Genomic DNA, 24,246 nt, shown 5'->3' on the forward strand with positions numbered 1-24,246 from the left:
ACCTACGCCCCAGGGGGGATTTGTGTGATCCCTGTTACAGAAAGTTTCTTTATGTGTGTCAGCGCACATAAAAAAGCGCCCATTTTTGCTGCCTGCATCACGATTTTCTCGTAAGTCCAACGGCGTGGGGGGCAGAGGCGTCCGCCTCATCCTCCCATCTCCTCCCCCATTAAAAAGCGAGGGGGCGGAGGATTCGTCCCTTTCCGTAATGGCCCATAGTCAGCCCATCTTGATTGTTTCTTTTAGTGACAGGTTGTAACGAAGGGAGAAGGGCATGGCGAGCGTACAGCTGCGGAATGTAACGAAAGCCTGGGGCGACGTGGTGGTATCTAAAGATATCAACCTCGACATCCATGATGGAGAGTTCGTGGTGTTTGTTGGCCCGTCAGGCTGTGGGAAGTCGACGCTGCTGCGAATGATCGCGGGTCTGGAAACAATTACCAGCGGCGATCTGCTGATTGGCGACACCCGTATGAATGATGTACCGCCTGCGGAACGCGGCGTCGGCATGGTGTTTCAGTCCTATGCGCTCTACCCCCACCTTTCGGTGGCGGAGAACATGTCCTTCGGCTTAAAGCTGGCCGGGGCGAAAAAAGAGGTGATTAACCAGCGCGTGACGCAGGTAGCCGAGGTGTTGCAGCTGGCCCATCTGCTGGAGCGTAAGCCGAAGGCGCTCTCCGGCGGCCAGCGTCAGCGCGTGGCGATTGGCCGTACGCTGGTGGCGGAGCCGCGCGTCTTTCTGCTCGATGAGCCGCTCTCTAACCTTGATGCCGCGCTGCGCGTACAGATGCGTATTGAGATCTCCCGCCTGCACAAGCGCCTGAACCGCACGATGATCTACGTCACCCACGACCAGGTGGAAGCGATGACCCTCGCCGACAAGATAGTGGTGCTCGACGCCGGGCGCGTGGCGCAGGTGGGCAAGCCGCTTGAGCTGTACCACTACCCTTCAGATCGCTTTGTCGCCGGGTTTATCGGCTCGCCGAAAATGAACTTCCTGCCGGTAAAAGTGACCGCCACCGCCATTGAACAGGTACAGGTTGAACTGCCCAATCGCCAGCAGGTCTGGCTGCCAGTCGACAGCGCCAACGTGCAGGTGGGCAGCAATATGTCGCTGGGCATTCGCCCGGAGCACCTGCTGCCCAGCGATATCGCCGACGTCACCCTGGAAGGGGAAGTTCAGGTGGTCGAACAACTTGGTCACGAAACGCAAATTCATATCCAGATCCCCGCCATCCGTCAAAACCTGGTCTACCGCCAGAATGATGTGGTGTTGGTAGAAGAGGGGGCCACATTCGCTATCGGTCTGCCGCCGGAGCGCTGCCATCTGTTTCGTGAAGATGGCACCGCCTGTCGTCGGCTGCATAAAGAGCCGGGCGTTTAAGGCTTCCCATTAGAAAAACGCGCACCCTGCGCCGTCAATAACGGGCGTAACAGGCGAAGCGTTCAAAGAAAAGCAATGATCTCAGGAGATAGAACGATGACTACTCTGCGCAAACTTCCACTGGCAGTCGCCATTACCGCGGGCATTCTTTCTGCCCACGCGGGCGCTGTCGATTTTAAAGGCTACGCCCGTTCGGGTATCGGCTGGACCGGCAGCGGCGGCGAGCAGCAGTGCTTCCAGGCCACCGGCGCCCAAAGTAAGTATCGTCTTGGTAACGAATGCGAAACCTATGCAGAACTGAAACTGGGCCAGGAAGTATGGAAAGAGGGCGATAAGAGCTTCTATTTCGATACCAACGTCGCCTACTCCGTTTCACAACAGAACGACTGGGAATCCACCAGCCCGGCGTTCCGCGAAGCTAACGTGCAGGGTAAAAACCTGATCGACGCGCTGCCAGGCTCCACCATCTGGGCCGGTAAACGCTTCTATCAGCGTCATGACGTCCACATGATCGACTTCTACTACTGGGATATTTCCGGTCCTGGCGCAGGTATTGAAAACATCGATCTGGGCTTCGGTAAACTCTCTTTAGCGGCGACCCGCTCGTCTGAGTCCGGTGGTTCCGGCACCTTCGCCGACCGCGATGCGTTTGGCAACCGCGTTTATGACAACCTGGTGCCGAACGATGTCTTCGACGTGCGTTTAGCGCAGATGGAGATCAACCCAGGCGGCACGCTGGAACTGGGCGTGGATTACGGTCACACCAACCTGCCGGATGACTACGACCTGGCGCCGGGCGCCTCTAAAGATGGCTGGATGTTCACCGCTGAACACACCCAGAGCATGCTGAAAGGCTTTAACAAGTTTGTGCTGCAGTACGGCACCGACTCGATGACTTCAAACGGTAAAGGGATCCCGCAGGGCGGCAGCGTCGATAACGACGGATCGCTGTGGCGTGTGCTGGATCACGGCGCGATCTCGCTGGGCGACAGCTGGGATCTGATGTACGTCGGCATGTACCAGAACATCGATCGTGACAACAACAACGGCACCAAATGGTGGACCGTGGGCGTTCGTCCGATGTTCAAATGGACGCCGATCATGAGCACCCTGCTGGAAGTGGGCTATGACAACGTGAAATCCCAGCGCACCGACGAAACCAACAACCAGTACAAAATCACCCTTGCGCAACAGTGGCAGGCGGGCGACAGCATCTGGTCCCGTCCGGCTATCCGCGTGTTCGCGACCTATGCGAAATGGGATGAGAAATGGGGTTATGCCAACAACGATTCAGGTGCCGGTTACACCTCTGGTATTGCCTACCGCGACACCAGCGCCAAAACCTTCAGTCGTGGCGATAACGATGAGTGGACCTTCGGCGCACAGATGGAAATCTGGTGGTAATCGCGCATTAACCTGACGTAACGATAACAAGAGGGGCGCAAGCCCCTCACTTCGAGACGGCGCGCTATTGCCTGGCGAGCGCTGGCTCACGTGAAGAAGGTGATAATAATGAAAATGAAAAAAAGTCTCGTCGCCCTGTGCCTGACCGCCGGATTATTCGCGGCAGCGCCTGGGGTTAGCCTCGCGGATGTTAATATCGTTCCGCAAAATACCACCGCCGCTCCGGCCATTCCGGCCTCTGCGCTCCAGCAGCTAAGCTGGACCCCGGTGGATCAGAGCAAAACGCAAACCACCACGCTTGCCACCGCAGGCCAGCGCCTGAATGTGGCGGGCATCAGCGGCCCGGTCGCCGCGTATAGCGTACCGGCAAATATCGGCGAACTGACACTTACCCTGACCAGCGAAGTGAGCAAACAGACCAGCGTCTTCGCACCGAACGTGCTGGTGCTCGACCAGAATATGTCGCCAGCCGCCTTCTTCCCCAGCAGCTACTTTAGCTATCAGGAGCCGGGGGTCATGAGCGCCGATCGTCTGGAAGGGGTGATGCGTTTGACCCCGGCGCTGGGCCAGCAAAAAATCTATCTGCTGGTCTTCACCACCGAAAACGATCTGCGCCAGACCACAAAGCTGACGGACCCGGCCAAATCCTATGCGAAAGGGGCGGGTAACGCCGTGCCGGATATTCCCGATCCTATCGCCCGCCACGTAACGGATGGCGTAGTAAAACTGAAAGTGAAAACCAGCAGCGGCTCCAGCGTACTGGTTGGCCCGCTGTTTGGTTCCTCAGGCCCAGGCCCGGTAACGGTGGGCAACACCGCGGCGGCAGCCACCGCCTACAGCGCGCCAGCTGCCGCCCCTGCGCCTGTGGCAGCCCCAACACCGGCTCCCGCTCCGGCCGCGAAAAGCGAGCCGATGCTTAACGATACCGAAAGCTACTTCAACCAGGCCATTAAACAGGCGGTAGCGAAGGGCGATATCGATAAGGCGCTGAAACTCTTGAATGAAGCTGAACGCCTCGGGTCTACATCCGCCCGAACGACATTTATCAGCAGTGTAAAAGGCAAGGGGTAACCGTCTCCCCGCAATGCTGATGTTTGCAACACCTGGTGCGTCGCCTGACGCACCCTTTTTTCGGCGCAACAGCGCTGTTGCATATCTGTTGCGCTGATGAAAACTACAGGAAGTTTCCCCGCACGGCCCCGCCTGTTCTACGATACAATGATGTAACGTTCTGTACTGGAGAGTAAGGCATGTCACACCCCGCGCTTACGCAACTGCGTGCGCTGCGCTATTTTGACGCACTACCCGCGCTTGAACCACAGCTGCTCGACTGGCTGCTGCTGGAAGATTCCATGACCAAACGTTTTGAGCAGCAGGGGAAACAGGTAAGCGTTATTCTGCTGCGCGAAGCCTTTATCACTGACGAATTAACCGATGATGAACGTCGCCTTCTGCCGGAAGACGATCGCTACTGGCTGCGGGAAATTTTGCTCTGCGCCGACGGCGAGCCCTGGCTTGCCGCTCGCACGGTAGTGCCAGAGTCCACCCTGTCCGGGCCGGAACTTGCGCTACAGCGGATTGGCACCACGCCGCTTGGGCGCTATCTCTTTACATCATCCACCCTGACGCGTGATTTCATTGAGGTCGGTCGTCACGATTCGCTGTGGGGACGCCGTTCACGGCTGCGTCTGGGCGGGAAGCCCCTGTTGCTGACCGAACTGTTTTTGCCTGCATCGCCGCTGTACTAAGAGGATAAAAAAATGGAGTGGAGTCTCACGCAGAATAAGCTGCTGGCCTTTCACCGACTAATGCGCACGGATAAGCCAATTGGCGCTTTGCTACTGCTCTGGCCGACGCTGTGGGCGCTGTGGGTCGCAACGCCGGGCGTGCCGCCGCTGTGGATTTTGCTGGTGTTTATTGCCGGCGTCTGGCTGATGCGTGCGGCAGGGTGCGTGGTCAATGATTACGCCGACCGCAAATTCGACGGCCACGTGAAGCGAACGGCTAACCGCCCGCTGCCCAGCGGCGCGGTAACGGAAAACGAGGCGCGCGGCCTGTTCGTGGTGCTGGTGCTGCTGGCGTTTGCGCTGGTGCTGACCCTTAATATGATGACGATTCTGCTCTCGGTGGCGGGGCTGGCGCTGGCCTGGGTATATCCGTTTATGAAGCGCTACACCCACCTGCCGCAGGTGGTGCTGGGGGCAGCTTTCGGCTGGTCTATCCCGATGGCCTTTGCCGCGGTCAGCGAGACCGTCCCGCTGAGCTGCTGGCTCATGTTCCTTGCCAATATCTTCTGGGCGGTGGCCTATGACACCCAGTATGCGATGGTGGACCGGGACGATGATCTGAAAATCGGCATCAAGTCGACGGCCATTCTGTTTGGTAAAAACGATAAGTTGATTATCGGCATTATGCAGGTGGCGGTGCTGGCGCTGATGGTGACGATTGGCTGGCTTAACGGCCTGGGCTGGTCATTCTACTGGTCGGTGCTGGTGGCAGGCGCGCTGTTTGTTTATCAGCAGAAGCTGATCGTGAACCGCGACCGCGACGCCTGTTTTAAAGCGTTTATGAACAATAACTATGTCGGTTTGGTGCTGTTTATCGGCCTTGCGACAAGCTATATGGCGTAAGGCCTTATTCTGATTAATCCCCTCTCCCCTGTGGGGAGAGGGTCAGGGTGAGGGGAACAGGCGGCGCTGTTCCCGGATGCAACCTTTATTCGCCCTGCGTGGCGCTCTCAATCGTCAAACGCACATCTGAGGTAATCAACTCCGCCAGCAGCTGATACACCGCCAGCGTCTGGGCGGGTTCGGCATCTCCGGTATCGCTGATATACCCTTCATCGCGCAGCGTCAGCACCAGCGTACTGAATACCGCCTTGTCGAAAAACTCCGGCGCGTTAATACCATGCAGAACAGACAGGCGCTGTGCCAGCGTGCGGCTCTCTTTTTCCAGCGTGCTACGGTTCATTGCCGGGTTGGCGCTCAGCAGCCAGAAGGTAATCGCATAACGCTGAAGGGTCTCGCGCGCGCCCGCAGCCAGCAGCTGCAGAGTGCGGGAACGTCCAGGGTTAATGCAAAGCTTGCCGTCTTTTACGGTAATAAGCCCCTGACGCAGCATCTCCTGGGTCAGCGCCTCCAGCACCTCCGCCAGTTCGGCCTTCTCCCAACGCAGGAACAGCTCCGCTTTCAGCATCGGGTAGAGCAGCTCGACATGACGCAGCATCTCTTCCTGAGAAATATGGCGATGCTGAGTGATAATGGCCGCCATCAGTGACGGCAGCATCAGCATATGGGCGATGTTATTGCGATAGTAGGTCATCAGTACCGCCTGCTCGCGCGGCAGGATGATGATGTCGCCGATGGTGTCTTTCTCGACCTCGAACTTATTCATCTGCAGAGCGTGATCGATAAGCTGGCTTGCGGTCAGAGAGGGCACCGTCGCATCTGCGGCATAAGGCACATTGCGCAGCAGATTAAGGTAGCAGTCCAGCTGCTCGGTAAGCTGCTCACGGGTCAATGACCGCTGGCGCGATGCTAGCAGCGCGGTACAGCAGAGGTTCATGGCGTTGGCCGCCCCGGCGTTATTAATACGCACCATCACATCAGCGGCGATAGCGTTCACCGTCGGCGTCAGCCAGGCCGGGCGCACCGCTTCGATAGGATCGATAGATTCACGCCACTCGGGCACATGGTGGTTAAGGTAGTTCATCAGCGGGACTGGCTCGCCGAAGTTGACATACCCCTGGCCGAGATTGCGCAGTTTGCTCAGGCCGCGCACCATCTGGGCAAAGCCCTCTTTCTCTTTGGTGGCTCCGCGCAGCTCTTTGGCGTAGGTGCCGACCTCCATCACATGCTCGTAACCGATATAAATCGGCACCAGGGTGATAGGGCGCGTGCCGCCGCGCAGCATCGCCTGGATGGTCATCGACAGCGTCCCGGTTTTCGGGTCCAGCAAACGTCCGGTACGGGAACGACCGCCCTCAACAAAATATTCAACCGAATAGCCGCGCTGGAACAGCTCGCCCAGATATTCGCGGAAAACGGTGGAATAGAGCTTGTTGCCTTTGAAAGAGCGACGAATGAAGAACGCCCCCAGACGGCGGAAAACCGGCCCTGCCGGCCAGAAGTTCAGGTTGATGCCTGCGGCGATATGTGGCGGCACCAGCCCCTGATGGTAGAGCACATACGAGAGCAGCAGGTAGTCCATATGGCTGCGGTGGCAGGGCACATAGACAATTTCATGGCCATCATGGGCCAGTTGCCGCACGCGCTCGGCGTTATGGACGTTGATCCCCTGATAGAGGCGGTTCCAGGTAAAGCCCAGAATGCGGTCGGACAGGCGAATCATCTCGTAAGAGAAGTTCGCGGCAATCTCTTCCATTAGCGCAATGGCGTTTTGCTGCGCCTTTTCATGGGATATTTTTTTGCTACGCGCTTCGTCTTCCACCGCTTTGGCGATGGCTTTCGACGCCAGCAATTTATTAAACAGATCCTGACGGGCAGGCAGGCGCGGGCCAACGGCGGCCAGGCGCTGGCGGGCAAAGTGCATACGCGCGACGCGCGCCAGCTTCTGGGCGATGGTTTTGTCGGTGCCGTGCTCGTTCGCCATTCGGCGCAGGGAGACAGATGGCGAGAAGCGCACAAAGCTGTCGCGGCCCAGCCAGGAGATAGCGAAGAATTTCTGCACCCCGTTGAGCATCCGCAGCGGCGGGTTCACCTCGCCTTTTTCGCGGCCTGGAGAGCGGCCAAACATGACTGACACCGGCACCATCTGCACATCCAGGTCCGGGTGGCTGCGGTGCAGGTCCAGATAGTCATGAAAGAGCTTAATGGACTCTTCTTTTGGCGTGTACCAGGTAAAGACGCGCGGGCCGCCGTGAATAAAGATGTAGCGCGGGAGTTCCACGCCATCAATTTCCAGCGGTTCCAGCGGGTCGGGCAAATCATGCGCCAGGCACTGCTCGCGCAGGGTGAGTAAGTCTGCCTTCGAGTTGTAAGGCAAAACATACATAATAGGGCGTGACGTATCGAGCCCCAGCTCCTGAGCAGGTTCCGCCGGGATCGATTTGCTTTTTACCAGTACGCTTAATGGTAAATTAAGTAATTTGTAGTAAATTCGTGGCCAGCCGGACATAAACGATGTAAAGCCTCTGGTTAATAATGCCGTTGCGGCGCAAGAATATCAGAAAGCGCGCACAATTTCTTTTGTACCTCGGTAAGCTTACATAGACATTGCTGTTCATTACATAAAAAGGTTCTTTCATGGCCAACAATACCACCGGACTCACCCGAATCATTAAAGCGGCAGGCTACTCCTGGAAGGGGGTCCGCGCCGCCTGGCTTAACGAAGCCGCCTTTCGCCAGGAGGCGATTGTGGTGATTCTGGCCATTATTATCGCTGCTTTTCTCAATGTTGACGCCATTACCCGCGTGCTGCTGATTGGCTCGGTAGTACTGGTGATGATCGTTGAAATACTCAACAGCGCCATCGAGGCGGTGGTAGACCGCATCGGCCCTGAATTTCATGAGCTTTCCGGCCGCGCGAAGGACATGGGGTCAGCGGCGGTGCTGATGTCGATCCTGTTGGCGCTCTTCACATGGGTTTCCCTGCTGTGGGGCCATTTTCGATAACGCTTCCAGTTTTGCCCCAGACCGCCGTTTTTTGCTTAATTTTGATTCCATAATCGCCTTTTGCTGTATATACTCACAGCATAACTGTATATACACCCAGGGGGCGGAATGAAAGCTTTAACGGCCAGGCAGCAAGAGGTGTTCGATCTCATTCGCGATCGCATCAACCAGACGGGCATGCCGCCAACGCGTGCGGAGATCGCGCAGCAATTGGGGTTCCGTTCCCCGAATGCGGCCGAGGAACACCTGAAAGCGCTGGCGCGCAAAGGCGTCATTGAGATCGTCTCCGGCGCGTCGCGGGGTATTCGTCTGCTGGTTGAAGAAGAAGACGATACCGGGCTGCCGCTGGTTGGCCGCGTCGCTGCAGGCGAACCCCTGCTGGCGCAGCAGCATATCGAAGGCCATTACCAGGTCGATCCTTCGCTCTTCAAACCCAACGCCGACTTCCTGCTGCGCGTAAGCGGTATGTCTATGAAGGATATTGGTATCATGGATGGCGATCTTCTGGCAGTGCATAAAACGCAGGACGTGCGCAACGGTCAGGTCGTGGTGGCCCGTATTGACGACGAAGTCACGGTTAAGCGCCTGAAAAAACAGGGCAACACCGTCCATTTGCTGCCGGAAAACAGCGAGTTCAGTCCCATCGTGGTCAACCTGCGCGAGCAGAACTTCACCATTGAAGGGCTGGCGGTTGGCGTGATCCGCAACGGGGAATGGCTATAATTCCCTTCTAAACCGTGGCGCTATCTTGCCGTCACGGTTTGTGTTCTTTTGCTTTTCCTCGCTCCCTCTATTATCGCTTCTGTTCTTCCAGCTGCCGTCTGGATGGTTAAATATTCCGAATAAATCCGCACCCTCATTATCCTTACCTATAATAATAATCACGTTCAGGATATTTGGAACGTATCAATGGAACATGAACCTACGTGATCGATTCACGACCTAACGAAGAGGATCCGACGATGAATAAAGACGAAGCAGGCGGAAACTGGAAACAGTTCAAAGGTAAAGTGAAAGAGCAATGGGGCAAATTGACCGATGATGATATGACCATCATCGAAGGTAAGCGTGACCAGCTGGTGGGTAAAATCCAGGAGCGTTACGGTTACCAGAAAGATCAGGCGGAGAAAGAGGTCGTTGACTGGGAAAGCCGTAACGACTACCGCTGGTAGTTTACACACCCCTCATTGTGTAAACCCCCTCTGAGGCTACCCTGCCCGAACGGTACAAGGATGTACCACTTATTTCCCTTCTTAAAACCTAACGCGCCTTTTTCTTGAGCTGGATGGAGTGGTCATGATGACATTCTCCCGGATGACGGCACGCTTCCACTTCGACACAGTCAGCGCATAGCCCGTGTGCTTCAATCACATTGTGACGCAGAGCAAAGCCGCGTTTAGCCGCCAGCGCATGCATGATGTCTTCCACGCCCTCAGCCTGCTCTTCTTTCACTACCCCGCAACGGTCGCAGATAAACATCGCCGAGGTGTGGGTTGGCTGATCGAACAGATGGCACAGCACGTAGCTGTTTGCGGATTCAACTTTATGCACAAACCCCTGTTCCAGCAGGAAATCCAGCGCGCGATAAACGGTCGGCGGTTTGGCCTGCGGCTCGGTCTCGCGTAGCAGGTCCAGCAGATCATAGGCGCTGATTGCCCCCTGTTGCAGGCTCATTAGGCGCAACACTTCAAGGCGCTGCGGAGTCAGGCGCACGTTACGCTGCGCGCACAGCTTTTCAGCCTGTGCCAGCATTTCTTGCGAAGTGGTCTTATCCATGGGCGTCCTCTCATGATATGGCGACATAAACCACCACTTTACCATGTTCTGCCCTAAACGCCGAGATCGCGGCGCTATTCCTTACTTTCACAATCCGCATGTGTCTTCTATAAATATTTATGGTCATTCTTATAACGACAACTTCTGCAACACTCTTTTACGTTGAGAAGAAACCAGTCATTTTCACAAGTTTATTCGCAGCAATAGAACATCCCTGCGCGTGGGAAAAAGCAGGGGCATAAAAACTCATCTGACTACGAGACACATACTGTGAAATACAATCTTAAACTTTCGGTGGTCGCAATCGCTGTCTCCTTTTTTGTGGCAAATCAGGCGGGAGCAGCAAATACCTGGGCAGAAGCACGTAACGACGCAATGGGTGGCACGGGTGTCGCCTCGGCGAACTACGGCAGTGGGGCATTAATTAACCCGGCATTGTTGGCAAAATCCAAGCCGGAAGACGATATTACGGTGATTTTACCGAGCGTAAGCGCGCAGATTACCGATAAAGACGATCTGCGCAATGAGATTGACGATATCAGTGACAAAATTGACTATTACGATGATGTTGTTGATAACCTGACCTTTGGCGACGTTATCGCCAATCCCATTGGTACGGTCAACCAGTTCCAGGGCGCTGCGGGGGATCTTGCTGATTCTCTGGAGTTTTTACGCGGTAAACGCGCGAGCGCCAACGCAGGCGCTGGCGTGGCGGTCAGCGTTCCTAACGATGTGCTCCCGGTGGCGTTTGTCGCCAAAGGCTATGCGCATGCGGTTGTCTCTACCTCTATCGACCAGGGGGATATCACCTACCTGCGCGAAATGGACGACCCCAACGATCCGGCTGATTTCGCCCGCGCCACGGCCAGGGCCATCGACGCTGCCCTGTTCGGCACCGATCGTATTACGGACAATCTCAACTCCACGGCTTCTGGCCGCGCGGCGATCGTCTCGGATTACGGTATTGCCATTGCCCATCAGTTCGACGCGGGCGGCATTCCCTTATCGGTAGGCGTAACCCCGAAACTCCAAAAAACCTGGCTCTATAACTACACCACAACAATCAATGATTACGATAAAGATGACTGGAAGAAGGACCGTTACCGTAACGATGACACCTCTTTCAACATCGACGTTGGCCTGGCGGCCGATCTGACGGAAAACTTCACGGTAGGCTTAACCGGGCAAAACCTGATTTCCAATAACATCGATACCAAAGATGTGCGTATCGAAAACCGCCGTACCGGTGAGGTGAAAAACTATAAAGACACCTATCAAATCAGCCCGATCGTTACCGCCGGGGTTGCCTGGCACAACGATCTGGTGACCCTGAGCGCCGATGGCGATTTAACCGAAACCAAAGGCTTTAAGAGCGAGAAGAACTCACAGTTCGTTGGTGTCGGTGCGGAAGTGACGCCGCTTAGCTGGCTGGCGGTGCGCGCCGGTTATCGCGCGGATGTCAAAGGGGATGAAAGTAACGTCTTCACCGGCGGCGTCGGCTTTGCGCCATTCAACCGCGTGCATATCGATCTGACAGGCCTGGTAGGCGAGAAAGAGTCGTGGGGCGCAGGCGCGCAGCTGAGCCTGACGTTCTGATTGACGTTAAACCGGAGGTATTGCGCCTCCGGTTTTTCTCTGTGCTATAGTAGCGCCCCTTTTTATCACAGCCTGTTTAATCGCCATGTCGCCAGAATCTCAGACCGCCGCTTATCCCGCTCACCGCTTCTCCATCGCGCCGATGCTCGACTGGACAGATCGCCACTGCCGCTATTTCCTGCGCCTGCTTTCCCGGCACACGCTGCTGTATACCGAGATGGTTACCACCGGGGCGATTATTCATGGTAAAGGCGACTATCTGGCCTATAGCGAAGAAGAGCATCCGGTGGCCTTGCAGCTTGGCGGTAGCGACCCGGCTCAGCTTGCCCAGTGTGCGAAGCTGGCGCAGGCGCGCGGCTATGATGAAATCAACCTTAACGTTGGCTGCCCGTCCGATCGCGTGCAGAACGGCATGTTTGGCGCCTGCCTGATGGGCAATGCGCAGCTGGTGGCCGACTGCGTTAAAGCGATGCGCGATGTGGTCTCCATTCCGGTGACGGTGAAAACCCGCATCGGCATTGACGATCAGGACAGCTACGAATTTCTCTGCGACTTTATCAATACCGTTTCCGGTAACGGCGAGTGTGAAATGTTCATTATTCACGCTCGCAAGGCCTGGCTCTCCGGCCTGAGTCCGAAAGAAAACCGCGAAATTCCGCCGCTGGATTACCCACGCGTTTACCAGCTCAAGCGTGATTTCCCCCATCTGACGATGGCGATCAACGGCGGTATTACCTCTCTTGAGGCGGCTAAAGGGCATTTAGCGCATATGGATGGCGTGATGGTGGGGCGCGAGGCCTACCAGAACCCAGGCATTCTGGCGCGGGTTGATCGGGAAATTTTCGGCGCGGACGTTACCGACGCCGACCCGGTAGCGGTGGTGCGCGCGATGTACCCTTATATTGAGCGCGAGTTGCAGCAGGGCACCTGGCTGGGCCATATCACGCGCCATATGCTGGGCCTGTTCCAGGGCATCCCCGGCGCGCGCCAGTGGCGACGTTATCTGAGTGAGAATGCCCACAAGCCGGGTGCCGATGTTGCCGTACTGGAACATGCGCTAAGTCTGGTAGCAAACCGTTAATTTTCACTACTATTTCGTCAAAATGACCAGGCCCCGCCATACCGTGCGGGGTTTTTTGTTTATAAATCAATACAGCAATTCTGGCACGTTTCTTGAAATAACCGTGTAGACATTATTTTTTCAGGAGCGCGTCATGCTGGAACTACTTTTTATTATTGGCTTTTTTGTCATGCTGCTGGTGACCGGCGTTTCGCTGTTGGGGATCATTGCCGCGCTGATTATTGCCACGGCGGTGATGTTTCTCGGCGGGCTGTTTGCCATGATGCTCAAACTGCTGCCGTGGCTGCTGTTGGCCGTTGCGGTGGTCTGGGTTGTCAGGGCGGTAAAAACACCAAAAGTCCCTCAATATCAGCGCAATAAACGCTGGCGTTACTAAAGTATTGCGGGTCCGATCACAACCTGAACACTTTTCCAGGCGCTTTCGTTAGAAGCGAATAGGATTTACTTATTAAATCTGTCACTATCGCGCCGTTAACAAATTCATCGCGCTGTGCCCTACATACAGCCGAACTATAAAAAGAATGGGCTTCCTTCGGGAAGCCCTAATTCTTTCTACCGCAGTGTCTTTTACGGTATTAACAAGCTCGAACCTTGCGTGCTACGGCTCTCCAGCATTTCATGCGCCCGGCGCGCATCGCTCAGCGCGAATTTTTGCTCATCGGGAACATCCACCTTAATCACGCCGCTGGCGATCAGCGAGAAGAGTTCGTTGCTGGCTTCCTCCAGTTCTTCTCGGTTGGTGACATAGCCATTGAGAGAAGGGCGGGTGGCGAACAGAGAACCCTTCTGATTCAAAATACCAAGGTTAACCCCGGTGACCGGGCCGGAAGAGTTGCCGAAGCTGACCATCAGGCCGCGACGCTGCAGGCAGTCCAGGGAGCTTTCCCAGGTATCTTTCCCCACCGAATCGTAGACCACCCGCACTTTTTTGCCGCCGGTAATCTCTTTCACCCGCTCAACCACGCTCTCTTCCTGATAGTTGATAACCTGCCAGGCGCCCGCATCCAGCGCCCGCTGCGCCTTCTGGGCTGAACCGACCGTACCAATAAGCTTCGCCCCCAGCGCCTTCGCCCACTGGCAGGCAATCAGCCCCACGCCGCCCGCCGCGGCATGAAACAGAAACGGCTCGTCCGGTTTAATTTCGTAGGTTTTACGCAGCAGGTAAAAGACGGTTAACCCCTTTAAAAACGACGCTGCGGCCTGCTCATAAGAGATAGCGTCCGGAAGCAGCGCGACTTTATCGGCGGGCACATTATGCACCGAACTGTAAGCGCCCAGCCCGGACTGGGCATAGACTACGCGGTCGCCAGCTTTAATATGCGTAACGCCGCTGCCGACCTTGCTTACCACGCCCGCGCCCTCGGTGCCCAGACCGCTCGGCAGGGACGGCGGCGGATAGAGGCCGCTACGGATGTAGGTATCGATATAGTTAATGCCGATAGCTTTGTTTTCTACCTGAACGTCGTTCTCCGCCGGGTCTGCGGGGTTGAACTCAACGGCGTGTAACTCTTCTGGGCCACCATGCTTGTGAAATTCAATTCTTGTCGCCATGCTTCCTCCCGAATGATAATCTTTCGAACCATTCATTACGTTGGTAACTCCATTCACTATGGCAGGAAATAAACCCTTCAACAAACAGACTGAACCCCGCGACAGACAGGTCGAGGGGATGAAAGTGCCGCCCCATTCCATTGAAGCGGAACAGTCGGTGTTGGGCGGTTTAATGCTGGACAACGAACGCTGGGACGACGTGGCGGAGCGCGTGGTCGCGGACGATTTCTATACCCGCCCGCATCGTCATATCTTCACCGAAATGCACCGCCTGCAGGAGATGAGTAAACCCATCGACCTGATTACGCTGGCGGAATCGCTGGAGCAGCAGGGGCAGCTGGATATTGTCGGCGGCTTCGCCTATCTGGCGGAACTGTCCAAAAACACGCCGAGTGCGGCGAACATCAACGCCTACGCGGATATCGTGCGTGAACGCGCGGTGGTGCGCGAGATGATCTCCGTCGCCAATGAGATAGCCGACGCCGGTTTTGACCCGCAGGGGCGCTCCAGCGAGGATCTGCTCGACCTGGCGGAATCTCGCGTTTTCCAGATTGCCGAAAACCGCGCCAACAAAGACGAAGGCCCGAAGAGCATCGATCAGATCCTTGAGGCCACGGTTGCCCGTATTGAGACGCTGTTCCAGCAGCCCCATGACGGGGTGACCGGCGTCGATACCGGTTACCAGGATCTGAATAAAAAGACTGCGGGCCTGCAGCGCTCGGACCTGATCATCGTTGCGGCCCGTCCGTCGATGGGTAAAACGACATTTGCGATGAACCTCTGCGAAAACGCAGCGATGTTGCAGGAAAAACCGGTACTGATATTCAGCCTTGAGATGCCCGCCGAGCAGATCATGATGCGTATGCTGGCCTCGTTATCCCGCGTGGATCAGACGCGTATCCGTACCGGCCAGCTTGATGACGACGACTGGTCACGCATTTCCGGCACGATGGGCATCCTGCTGGAAAAACGCAACATGTACATCGATGACTCATCCGGCCTGACGCCAACCGAAGTGCGCTCCCGCGCGCGGCGAATCTTCCGTGAGCATGGGGGTCTGAGCCTGATCATGATCGACTACCTGCAGCTGATGCGCGTGCCTTCTCTTTCCGAAAACCGAACGCTGGAAATCGCCGAGATCTCCCGCTCGCTGAAAGCGCTGGCGAAAGAGTTACAGGTGCCGGTGGTGGCGCTGTCGCAGCTAAACCGCTCGCTGGAACAGCGCGCCGATAAACGCCCGGTCAACTCGGACCTGCGTGAATCCGGCTCCATCGAGCAGGACGCCGACTTAATCATGTTTATCTACCGTGATGAGGTGTATCACGAAAACAGCGATCTGAAAGGCATTGCGGAAATTATTATCGGTAAACAGCGTAACGGCCCTATCGGTACGGTGCGCCTGACCTTTAACGGGCAGTGGTCACGTTTTGATAATTATGCGGGGCCGCAGTACGACGACGAATAAACCACCGTCACTCTTTTTACAAGGAATTCAAATGCAAGCGGCAACAGTTGTCATTAACCGCCGCGCTCTGCGACACAACCTGCAACGCCTTCGTGAACTGGCTCCCGCCAGCAAACTGGTTGCGGTGGTGAAAGCGAACGCCTATGGACACGGCCTCCTGGAGACCGCGCGAACGCTCCCCGATGCCGACGCTTTTGGCGTCGCCCGGCTTGACGAAGCCCTCCGCCTGCGCGAAGGGGGCATTACCCAGCCGATCCTGCTGCTGGAAGGTTTTTTTCCCCGGATGAACTGGTCGCGGTAGCAAAAAACCAACTGCACACGGCGGTGCACTGCGGGGAACAGCTTGCCGCGCTTGAAGCCGCCGACCTGCCTGAACCGGTGACCGTCTGGATGAAGCTGGATACCGGTATGCACCGGCTGGGCGTCCATCCCGAGGAGGCGGAGGCCTTTTACCAGCGGCTGACCCGCTGCAAAAACGTGCGTCAGCCGGTCAATATCGTCAGCCATTTCGCCCGTGCCGACGAGCCGGAATGCGGGGCGACAGAGCGCCAGCTTGATATCTTCACTACCTTTTGCGAAGGCAAACCCGGTCTGCGCTCTATTGCCGCCTCCGGCGGTACGCTGCTGTGGCCGCAGTCGCATTTTGACTGGGTGCGGCCGGGCATTATTCTTTACGGCGTTTCGCCGCTGGACAAGCATCCCTGGGGGGAAGATTTTGGCTTCCTGCCTGCGATGACGTTAACCTCCGGCCTGATCGCCGTGCGCGAGCACAAAGCGGGTGAGCCGGTAGGTTACGGCGGCACCTGGGTAAGCGAGCGGGACACCCGGCTTGGCGTAGTGGCAATGGGCTATGGCGACGGCTACCCGCGCGCGGCCCCTTCAGGTACGCCTGTGCTAGTGAATGGCCGCGAAGTGCCGATTGTCGGTCGCGTAGCGATGGATATGATTTGCGTCGATCTGGGGCCGCAGGCGCAGGACAGGCCCGGCGATGCGGTGGTGTTCTGGGGGGAAGGTCTGCCCGTTGAGCGTATCGCAGAGATAACCGGCGTCAGCGCGTATGAACTGATAACGCGGCTGACATCGCGTACCACAATTACCTACAAATAGCCCTCAATCCCCGGCAGGCGCGCCGGGGATAGCTTTGGGTATCAACTCCCTCTCGATCTTCCCTCGTATCCGGTTTATTGTGTTAATTCATGCCTCGTAAACCCGGAGAACCACCTCGTGTTTCAAAAAGTTGACGCCTACGCTGGCGATCCCATTCTTTCCCTGATGGAGCGGTTTAAAGAAGATCCGCGTAGCGACAAAGTAAATCTCAGCATCGGCCTGTATTACAACGAAGACGGGATTATCCCGCAGCTGAAAGCCGTTACCGAAGCGCAAGCCCGTCTGAACGCCCAGCCGCACGCCGCCTCCCTCTATCTGCCGATGGAAGGGCTTAACAGCTACCGTCACACCATTGCGCCGCTGCTGTTTGGCGCGCAGCATCCGGTTTTACAGCAACAGCGCGTGGCAACCATCCAGACCCTTGGCGGCTCAGGCGCGCTGAAAGTGGGGGCGGATTTCCTCAAGCGCTATTTCCCTGAATCCGGCGTCTGGGTCAGCGATCCGACCTGGGAAAACCATGTTGCCATTTTTGAAGGGGCGGGTTTCCCGGTTGATACCTATCCGTGGTTCGATAACGAAACCAACGGCGTGCGCTTTACGGCCCTGCTGGAAAAACTCAGCGCCCTGCCGGAAAAGAGCATTGTTTTACTGCATCCGTGCTGCCATAACCCCACCGGCTCCGATTTAACCAACGCGCAGTGGGATGAGGTGGTTGTGGTACTGAAAGAGCGCAACCTGATCCCGTTCCTTGATATCGCCTATCAGGGCTTTGGCGCAGGCATGGAAGCGGATGCTTACGCTATCCGTGCGATTGCCGACGCCGGTCTGCCCGCGCTGGTCAGCAACTCCTTCTCGAAGATTTTCTCGCTGTATGGCGAGCGCGTGGGCGGTTTGTCCGTAGTCTGCGAAGATGCCGACGCCGCTTCCCGCGTGCTGGGGCAGCTGAAAGCTACGGTGCGCCGTAACTACTCCAGCCCGCCGAACTTCGGTGCCCAGATAGTGGCCGCGGTGCTGGGCGACGCGGAGCTGCGCGCGATGTGGCTGGCGGAAGTGGAAGAGATGCGCACCCGTATTCTGGCGATGCGTCAGGAGCTGGTAAACGTGCTGAAAGAGGCCGTGCCGGGACGGAACTTCGATTATCTGCTCAAACAACGCGGTATGTTCAGCTACACCGGCTTTAGCGCCGCGCAGGTAGATCGTCTGCGCGAAGAGTTCGGCGTCTATCTTATCGCCAGCGGGCGGATGTGCGTCGCCGGGCTTAACAGCCGCAACGTTCACCGCGTTGCGCAGGCTTTCGCTGCCGTCATTTAAGCGCCAGTACTGCTCTCTCTGCCAGGGGAGAGCAGTTTTTAACCGCCATCAACCGCCTGTTTTCCCTCTGGCATAAGAAAAATCCCTTTCTTTACCGCGACGTGCAGGGTAAGGTCGAAACGTTTCTCTCGTCTGTACGGACTCCTGCCGATAACGAACTTAAAATTCAGGGATAATTATGCGTAAGTTCACCTTAGCACTTTGCTTATCGCTCTCGCTTGGCTGCGCTTTTGTCGCCAGCGCCTCCACGCCTACGCCGGACGGCGTCGGCACCAATGCCGCAAAGCTCGCCGAACAGGCTCCCGTTCACTGGGTCTCGGTGGCGCAAATTGAAAATAGCCTCGTCGATCGCCCGCCAATGGCGGTAGGGTTTGATATTGATGATACGGTGCTTTTCTCCAGCCCCGGCTTCTGGCGTGGTAAAAAGATGTTCTCGCCGGACAGCGACGAGTATCTGAAAAACCCGGCGTTCTGGGAAAAAATGAACAACGGATGGGATGAGTTCAGTATTCCTAAAGAGGCCGCCCGCGCGCTGATCGCCCTGCATATTAAACGCGGCGACAGTATCTTCTTCATCACCGGACGCAGCCAGACCGCGACGGAAACGGTCAGCAAAACGCTGCAGGATGATTTCTTAATTCCGGCCGCCAATATGAACCCGGTGATCTTCGCGGGTGACCAGCCTGGACAAAACAACAAAACCCAATGGCTGGTGGATAAGCAGATCAAAATTTTCTACGGCGATTCAGACAACGACATGACCGCCGCCAAAGCCGCGCAGGCGAGGGCGATACGTATTCTTCGCGCCTCAAACTCGACCTACCGGCCGCTACCGCAGGCAGGGGCATTTGGCGAAGAGGTCATTGTTAATTCCGAATACTGAGTCAGATCGCTGTTTTTTTGCGCAAATGTCGCCCGGCGGGTTTTACCTTTTGCTCTCTTGCTGCACACTTAAAAAGATTCGTCTTTTAACAGGAAGCAGCAGATGTGGCATCAACAAACCGTAACGCTGGGCGCGAAACCGCGTGGTTTTCATTTAGTCACCGATGAGGTGCTGGGGCAGATTCAGGCGTTGCCTCGCGTTAAAACGGGACTACTGCATCTGCTGCTCCAGCACACTTCCGCTTCTCTCACTCTCAATGAAAATTGCGACCCTACCGTACGTCACGATATGGAACAGCATTTCCTCCGCACGGTGCCGGACAGTGCCCGTTACGAACATGACTACGAAGGGCCGGACGATATGCCGTCGCATATTAAATCCTCCCTGCTTGGGGTGTCGCTGATGCTGCCCGTGGCTAACGGACGCGTGCAGCTTGGCACATGGCAGGGGATCTGGTTGGGGGAACACCGTATCCACGGCGGGGCGCGAAAAATTATCGCGACGCTACAAGGGGAATAAAGATGACCATTTCGGAACTATTGCAGTATTGCATGGCGAAGCCGGGCGCGGAGCAGAGCGTACATAATGACTGGAAAGCCACCCAGATTAAGGTGTCGGACGTCCTGTTCGCCATGGTGAAAGAGGTTGAAGGCCGGCCGGCGGCGTCTCTGAAAACCAGCCCGGAGCTGGCGGAGCTGCTGCGTCAGCAGAATGAGGATGTGCGTCCAAGCAAACATCTTAATAAGGCCCACTGGAGCACGGTCTACCTGGACGGTTCGCTGCCGGACTCGCAGATTTACTATCTGGTAGACGCCTCATATCAGCAGGCGGTAGAGCTGCTGCCGGATGCGACCCGACAGCAGCTTTCAGTCTGACTATTTCAACATAGGCTTAAGGAAGCGCGCCGTGTGCGAGGCTTCGCATTCGGCGACGGTTTCCGGCGTGCCGGAGATGAGGATCTCGCCGCCGCCGCTGCCGCCTTCCGGGCCGAGGTCAACAATCCAGTCCGCGGTTTTAATGACGTCGAGGTTGTGCTCGATAACCACGATGGTGTTGCCCTGATCCCGTAGCTGATGCAGAACGTCCAGCAACTGCTGGATATCGGCAAAGTGCAGGCCGGTCGTCGGCTCATCCAGGATGTAGAGCGTCTGGCCGGTGCCGCGCTTCGACAGCTCGCGGGCCAGCTTCACGCGCTGGGCCTCGCCGCCGGAAAGGGTGGTGGCTGACTGCCCCAGGCGGATATAGGTCAGGCCCACGTCCATCAGGGTTTGCAGCTTACGCGCCAGCGCCGGTACGGCGTCGAAGAACTCGCGTGCCTCTTCGATAGTCATATCCAGTACTTCATGGATAGTCTTGCCTTTGTACTTAATCTCCAGCGTTTCGCGGTTATAGCGTTTGCCTTTGCACTGGTCGCACGGCACGTAAATATCCGGCAGGAAGTGCATCTCGACTTTGATCACGCCATCGCCCTGGCAGGCTTCGCAGCGCCCGCCGCGCACGTTAAAGCTGAAACGGCCAGGGGTATAGCCGCGTGAACGCGACTCCGGAACGCCTGCGAACAGTTCGCGCACCGGGGTGAAAACGCCGGTGTAGGTCGCCGGGTTAGAACGCGGCGTGCGGCCAATCGGGCTCTGGTCGATATCGATAACCTTGTCGAAATGCTCCAGCCCCTGCACATCGCGGTAGGGAGCCGGTTCGGCAATGGTCGCGCCGTTGAGCTGGCGCTGGGCTATCGGGAACAGCGTATCGTTAATCAGCGTCGATTTCCCGGAGCCGGAAACGCCGGTAATACAGGTGAACAGCCCCACCGGCAGGGTGAGGGTGACATCTTTCAGGTTGTTACCGCGCGCGCCGGTCAGCTTCAGCACTTTTTCCGGATCGGCCTTCACCCGCTGCTTCGGCACGTCAATTTTGCGCTCGCCGCTCATGTACTGGCCGGTCAATGATTCCGGCACCGCCATGATTGCTTCCAGCGGGCCTTCTGCGACCACCTGACCGCCGTGCACGCCAGCGCCTGGGCCGATGTCGATAACGTGGTCGGCGGCGCGAATCGCGTCTTCATCGTGCTCGACCACAATCACGGTGTTGCCAAGGTTACGCAGGTGAATGAGCGTGCCGAGCAGGCGCTCGTTATCGCGCTGGTGCAGGCCGATAGAGGGCTCATCCAGCACGTACATCACGCCCACCAGCCCCGCGCCGATCTGGCTTGCCAGACGGATACGCTGGGCTTCGCCGCCGGAGAGGGTCTCTGCCGAACGGGAGAGGGTCAGGTAGTTCAGGCCGACGTTCACCAGGAATTTAAGGCGATCGCCAATCTCTTTCAGCACTTTCTCAGCGATTTTCGCCCGCTGCCCGGAGAGCTTCAGATTGTTGAAGAAATCCATCGCGTGGCCGATGCTCATATCTGAGATGGTCGGCAGGGCGGTGTTCTCCACAAAGACGTGGCGCGCTTCGCGCTTAAGGCGGGTGCCGTCGCAGGTGGCGCAGGGACGGTTGCTGATAAACTTCGCCAGCTCCTCGCGCACCGCGCTTGATTCCGTCTCTTTATAGCGGCGTTCCATATTATGCAACACGCCTTCGAACGGATGACGACGTACCGAAGTATCGCCGCGATCGTTCATATACTTAAATTCAATGGACTCTTTGCCGGAACCAAACAGCACCACTTTCTGCACGTTGGCGTTCAGGGTGTTCCACGGCGCTTCGACGTCGAACTTATAGTGGTCCGCCAGCGAGCGCAGCATCTGGAAATAGTAGAAGTTACGACGGTCCCAGCCGCGGATCGCGCCGCCAGCCAGCGAAAGCTCTTCGTTCTGAATAACGCGAGCCGGGTCGAAATACTGCTGTACGCCGAGGCCGTCGCAGGTCGGGCAGGCGCCTGCCGGGTTGTTGAACGAGAACAGGCGCGGTTCCAGTTCACGCATGCTGTAGCCGCAAATCGGGCAGGCGAAGTTAGCCGAGAAGAGCAGCTCTTCGGCTTTCGCATCGTCCATATCGGCCACCACCGCCGTCCCGCCGGAGAGTTCCAGCGCGGTTTCGAACGACTCCGCCAGACGCTGGGCCATATCTTCCCGCACCTTAAAGCGATCGATAACCACCTCGATGGTGTGTTTCTTTTGCAGTTCAAGCTTCGGCGGGTCGGAAAGATCGCAGACTTCACCGTCGATACGCGCGCGGATATAGCCCTGGCCCGCCAGGTTTTCCAGCGTTTTAGTGTGCTCGCCTTTCCGCTCTTTAATGACCGGCGCGAGCAGCATCAGGCGTTTGCCTTCCGGCTGCGCCAGCACGTTGTCTACCATCTGGCTGACGGTCTGCGCCGCCAGCGGCACGTCGTGATCCGGGCAGCGCGGTTCGCCCACGCGAGCGTACAGCAGGCGCAGGTAGTCATGGATTTCGGTGATGGTGCCGACGGTGGAGCGGGGGTTGTGCGACGTTGATTTCTGCTCAATGGAAATCGCAGGCGAAAGCCCTTCGATATGGTCGACATCCGGCTTTTCCATCAAGGAGAGAAACTGACGGGCGTAAGCGGAGAGTGACTCAACGTAGCGACGCTGCCCTTCGGCATAGAGGGTGTCGAAAGCCAGTGACGATTTGCCTGAACCCGACAGCCCGGTTACGACAATCAGTTTGTCGCGTGGGATGACGAGATTGATATTTTTGAGATTGTGGGTGCGCGCGCCCCGAACTTCGATCTTATCCATTCACCTTTCCCGGTAGTGACTCGGCATGCCTGGTTTGTTTGAAGGACAACCGGCAGAAACGGCTAATTATGACACAATTTAACCTGTTTGAATATACAGTATTGGAATGCATCTTCCGTTGGAATGTGCAACAATATGTCGTTCGCGTAAGCGATCTGGAATCCGCCTCGCAGCTATTAAAATAGCGCATGGTAATGGTACAATCGCGCGTTTACACTATTAAGAAATGATTTTCAGGAGACCCGATCATGGCCAGCAGAGGCGTAAACAAGGTGATTCTCGTCGGTAATCTGGGGCAGGACCCGGAAGTACGCTATATGCCGAGTGGTGGCGCAGTAGCCAACATTACGCTGGCAACTTCCGAATCCTGGCGCGATAAGCAGACCGGCGAAATGAAAGAGCAGACTGAATGGCACCGCGTTGTGCTGTTCGGCAAACTGGCGGAAGTGGCGGGCGAATACCTGCGCAAGGGCTCTCAGGTCTATATTGAAGGCCAGCTGCGTACCCGCAAATGGACGGATCAGTCCGGCCAGGAAAAATACACGACTGAGGTTGTGGTTAACGTTGGCGGCACCATGCAGATGCTGGGCGGACGCCAGGGCGGCGGCGCACCGGCAGGCGGCAATATGGGCGGCGGTCAGCAGCAGGGCGGTTGGGGCCAGCCTCAGCAGCCGCAGGGCGGCAACCAGTTCAGCGGCGGCGCGCAGTCTCGCCCGCAGCAGCAGCAGTCCGCACCGGCGCAGTCTAACGAACCGCCAATGGACTTCGACGACGACATTCCGTTCTGATCTGCCCTTGTATCAGCGGAAAATCGCATCAGGCCCCGTTCCGACGGGGCTTTTTTGTGGCGCTGAATAAGTAGCCCGGATAAGGCGCTTTTGCGCCGCATCCGGGAAAACAGGCGTGACTACAAACAATAAAAAAGCGCCCCACGGGCGCTTTTTTATCAGGTAATGACCATCGGCCAGTCCGGCGGCGCTTTTTGCGACATCTCGGTCATGACATTCAATACGTTATGCCACACCGCCGACACATCCATCATGGTAATACCCAGCAGGCCGGTGGCGAACCAGCAGGCCGCGACCAGACCACAGCCGCTACTGATTACCGCAAGCCCGATGTAATCGGCTTTACGAAAACGAATGTTCAGCGTGCTGGCCATAAACATCAACACAGCGCTCAATATCTGCCAGCGCAAAAGCACAACGCTGGTGGTTAAAGTAGCCATGAAACCATCCTCAAAAAGAATTTACTTAAAGCGGACGGGCTGATGCCGGAGACCTGAACATTGCAGGCGCATAGTCCGTCGAAGGAGAGTAAGAAACTGAAACGGCGTTTCTTGTCTCGAAGAAGT

Annotated in this window: 22 protein-coding genes and 1 pseudogene; 18 read left to right on the forward strand and 5 right to left on the reverse strand. The window is 56.8% G+C overall.

Annotated features, from left to right (window positions below):
* Positions 1 to 274 precede the first annotated feature (274 nt).
* The 5 genes from malK to ubiA all read left to right on the forward strand — a co-directional run bounded on the left by malK (position 275) and on the right by ubiA (position 5,418).
* Positions 275 to 1,384 carry a maltose/maltodextrin ABC transporter ATP-binding protein MalK gene (malK, locus tag ENTHG_RS14445; protein WP_044180985.1) on the forward strand — a complete coding sequence of 370 codons (1,110 nt, stop codon included), beginning with the start codon at positions 275 to 277 and terminating at the stop codon, positions 1,382 to 1,384.
* Positions 1,385 to 1,480: 96 nt separating this feature from the next.
* Positions 1,481 to 2,788, forward strand: a complete 1,308-nt coding sequence (locus ENTHG_RS14450) for a maltoporin (RefSeq protein WP_237567491.1) — start codon at positions 1,481 to 1,483, stop codon at positions 2,786 to 2,788.
* A 108-nt stretch (positions 2,789 to 2,896) separates the two neighbouring features.
* On the forward strand, positions 2,897 to 3,859 hold the full coding sequence (malM, locus tag ENTHG_RS14455) for a maltose operon protein MalM (RefSeq protein WP_044180992.1): 963 nt from the start codon (positions 2,897 to 2,899) through the stop codon (positions 3,857 to 3,859).
* Positions 3,860 to 4,038: 179 nt separating this feature from the next.
* The gene (gene ubiC / locus ENTHG_RS14460) at positions 4,039 to 4,536 is read left to right on the forward strand and encodes a chorismate lyase (protein ID WP_044180994.1); all 498 of its coding nucleotides are present in this window, start codon (positions 4,039 to 4,041) and stop codon (positions 4,534 to 4,536) included.
* 12 nt (positions 4,537 to 4,548) lie between these two features.
* A complete protein-coding gene (gene ubiA / locus ENTHG_RS14465) occupies positions 4,549 to 5,418 on the forward strand; it encodes a 4-hydroxybenzoate octaprenyltransferase (RefSeq protein ID WP_044180996.1) in 870 nt (289 codons plus the stop codon).
* An 85-nt stretch (positions 5,419 to 5,503) separates the two neighbouring features.
* Here ubiA and plsB read toward each other — a convergent pair whose 3' ends face one another.
* A complete protein-coding gene (plsB, locus tag ENTHG_RS14470) occupies positions 5,504 to 7,924 on the reverse strand; it encodes a glycerol-3-phosphate 1-O-acyltransferase PlsB (RefSeq protein WP_044180999.1) in 2,421 nt (806 codons plus the stop codon).
* Positions 7,925 to 8,052: 128 nt separating this feature from the next.
* On the opposite strand from plsB, the gene ENTHG_RS14475 reads away from it, so the two are divergent.
* The 3 genes from ENTHG_RS14475 (at position 8,053) to ENTHG_RS14485 (ending at position 9,593) form a co-directional block, all read left to right on the forward strand.
* Complete coding sequence (locus ENTHG_RS14475; protein ID WP_044181002.1) at positions 8,053 to 8,421, forward strand: diacylglycerol kinase; 369 nt, start codon at positions 8,053 to 8,055, stop codon at positions 8,419 to 8,421.
* 108 nt (positions 8,422 to 8,529) lie between these two features.
* Positions 8,530 to 9,144 carry a transcriptional repressor LexA gene (lexA, locus tag ENTHG_RS14480; protein WP_044181006.1) on the forward strand — a complete coding sequence of 205 codons (615 nt, stop codon included), beginning with the start codon at positions 8,530 to 8,532 and terminating at the stop codon, positions 9,142 to 9,144.
* A gap of 239 nt (positions 9,145 to 9,383) precedes the next feature.
* A complete protein-coding gene (locus ENTHG_RS14485) occupies positions 9,384 to 9,593 on the forward strand; it encodes a CsbD family protein (protein WP_044181009.1) in 210 nt (69 codons plus the stop codon).
* A gap of 88 nt (positions 9,594 to 9,681) precedes the next feature.
* Here ENTHG_RS14485 and zur read toward each other — a convergent pair whose 3' ends face one another.
* On the reverse strand, positions 9,682 to 10,197 hold the full coding sequence (zur, locus tag ENTHG_RS14490; RefSeq protein WP_044181012.1) for a zinc uptake transcriptional repressor Zur: 516 nt from the start codon (positions 10,195 to 10,197) through the stop codon (positions 9,682 to 9,684).
* A 270-nt stretch (positions 10,198 to 10,467) separates the two neighbouring features.
* On the opposite strand from zur, the gene ENTHG_RS14495 reads away from it, so the two are divergent.
* From ENTHG_RS14495 to pspG, 3 genes are all read left to right on the forward strand, one after another.
* Entirely contained in the window at positions 10,468 to 11,793 is a 1,326-nt protein-coding gene (locus ENTHG_RS14495; protein ID WP_044181016.1) for a conjugal transfer protein TraF, read from the forward strand.
* Positions 11,794 to 11,878: 85 nt separating this feature from the next.
* The gene (gene dusA, locus ENTHG_RS14500) at positions 11,879 to 12,874 is read left to right on the forward strand and encodes a tRNA dihydrouridine(20/20a) synthase DusA (protein ID WP_044181019.1); all 996 of its coding nucleotides are present in this window, start codon (positions 11,879 to 11,881) and stop codon (positions 12,872 to 12,874) included.
* Positions 12,875 to 13,007: 133 nt separating this feature from the next.
* Entirely contained in the window at positions 13,008 to 13,250 is a 243-nt protein-coding gene (pspG, locus tag ENTHG_RS14505; RefSeq protein ID WP_044181022.1) for an envelope stress response protein PspG, read from the forward strand.
* Between the two features lie 191 nt (positions 13,251 to 13,441).
* Here the strand turns inward: pspG and ENTHG_RS14510 are convergent, their stop codons facing one another.
* Positions 13,442 to 14,425: a quinone oxidoreductase gene (locus ENTHG_RS14510; protein WP_044181024.1), complete on the reverse strand. Its 984-nt coding sequence runs from the start codon at positions 14,423 to 14,425 to the stop codon at positions 13,442 to 13,444.
* A 58-nt stretch (positions 14,426 to 14,483) separates the two neighbouring features.
* On the opposite strand from ENTHG_RS14510, the gene dnaB reads away from it, so the two are divergent.
* From dnaB to ENTHG_RS14540, 6 genes and pseudogenes are all read left to right on the forward strand, one after another.
* Positions 14,484 to 15,890: a replicative DNA helicase gene (dnaB, locus tag ENTHG_RS14515; RefSeq protein WP_044181027.1), complete on the forward strand. Its 1,407-nt coding sequence runs from the start codon at positions 14,484 to 14,486 to the stop codon at positions 15,888 to 15,890.
* A gap of 31 nt (positions 15,891 to 15,921) precedes the next feature.
* A pseudogene (alr, locus tag ENTHG_RS14520) lies at positions 15,922 to 16,997 on the forward strand (alanine racemase).
* A gap of 117 nt (positions 16,998 to 17,114) precedes the next feature.
* Positions 17,115 to 18,308: an aromatic amino acid transaminase gene (gene tyrB, locus ENTHG_RS14525; protein ID WP_044181031.1), complete on the forward strand. Its 1,194-nt coding sequence runs from the start codon at positions 17,115 to 17,117 to the stop codon at positions 18,306 to 18,308.
* 178 nt (positions 18,309 to 18,486) lie between these two features.
* Positions 18,487 to 19,191 (forward strand): acid phosphatase AphA, encoded by a 705-nt coding sequence (aphA, locus tag ENTHG_RS14530; RefSeq protein WP_044181032.1) that lies wholly within the window; start codon positions 18,487 to 18,489, stop codon positions 19,189 to 19,191.
* Positions 19,192 to 19,293: 102 nt separating this feature from the next.
* The gene (locus ENTHG_RS14535; RefSeq protein ID WP_044181035.1) at positions 19,294 to 19,710 is read left to right on the forward strand and encodes a secondary thiamine-phosphate synthase enzyme YjbQ; all 417 of its coding nucleotides are present in this window, start codon (positions 19,294 to 19,296) and stop codon (positions 19,708 to 19,710) included.
* Between the two features lie 2 nt (positions 19,711 to 19,712).
* Positions 19,713 to 20,066: an MmcQ/YjbR family DNA-binding protein gene (locus ENTHG_RS14540; protein ID WP_044181036.1), complete on the forward strand. Its 354-nt coding sequence runs from the start codon at positions 19,713 to 19,715 to the stop codon at positions 20,064 to 20,066.
* On the opposite strand, the gene uvrA is transcribed toward ENTHG_RS14540, so the two are convergent.
* A complete protein-coding gene (gene uvrA / locus ENTHG_RS14545) occupies positions 20,067 to 22,892 on the reverse strand; it encodes an excinuclease ABC subunit UvrA (RefSeq protein ID WP_044181039.1) in 2,826 nt (941 codons plus the stop codon).
* A 248-nt stretch (positions 22,893 to 23,140) separates the two neighbouring features.
* On the opposite strand from uvrA, the gene ssb1 reads away from it, so the two are divergent.
* On the forward strand, positions 23,141 to 23,680 hold the full coding sequence (gene ssb1, locus ENTHG_RS14550; RefSeq protein ID WP_044181041.1) for a single-stranded DNA-binding protein SSB1: 540 nt from the start codon (positions 23,141 to 23,143) through the stop codon (positions 23,678 to 23,680).
* A 158-nt stretch (positions 23,681 to 23,838) separates the two neighbouring features.
* Here the strand turns inward: ssb1 and ENTHG_RS14555 are convergent, their stop codons facing one another.
* The gene (locus tag ENTHG_RS14555; RefSeq protein WP_044181045.1) at positions 23,839 to 24,120 is read right to left on the reverse strand and encodes a YjcB family protein; all 282 of its coding nucleotides are present in this window, start codon (positions 24,118 to 24,120) and stop codon (positions 23,839 to 23,841) included.
* Positions 24,121 to 24,246 lie beyond the last annotated feature (126 nt).

Source organism: Phytobacter massiliensis JC163 (assembly GCF_000321045.1).
Taxonomy (GTDB): domain Bacteria; phylum Pseudomonadota; class Gammaproteobacteria; order Enterobacterales; family Enterobacteriaceae; genus Phytobacter_A; species Phytobacter_A massiliensis.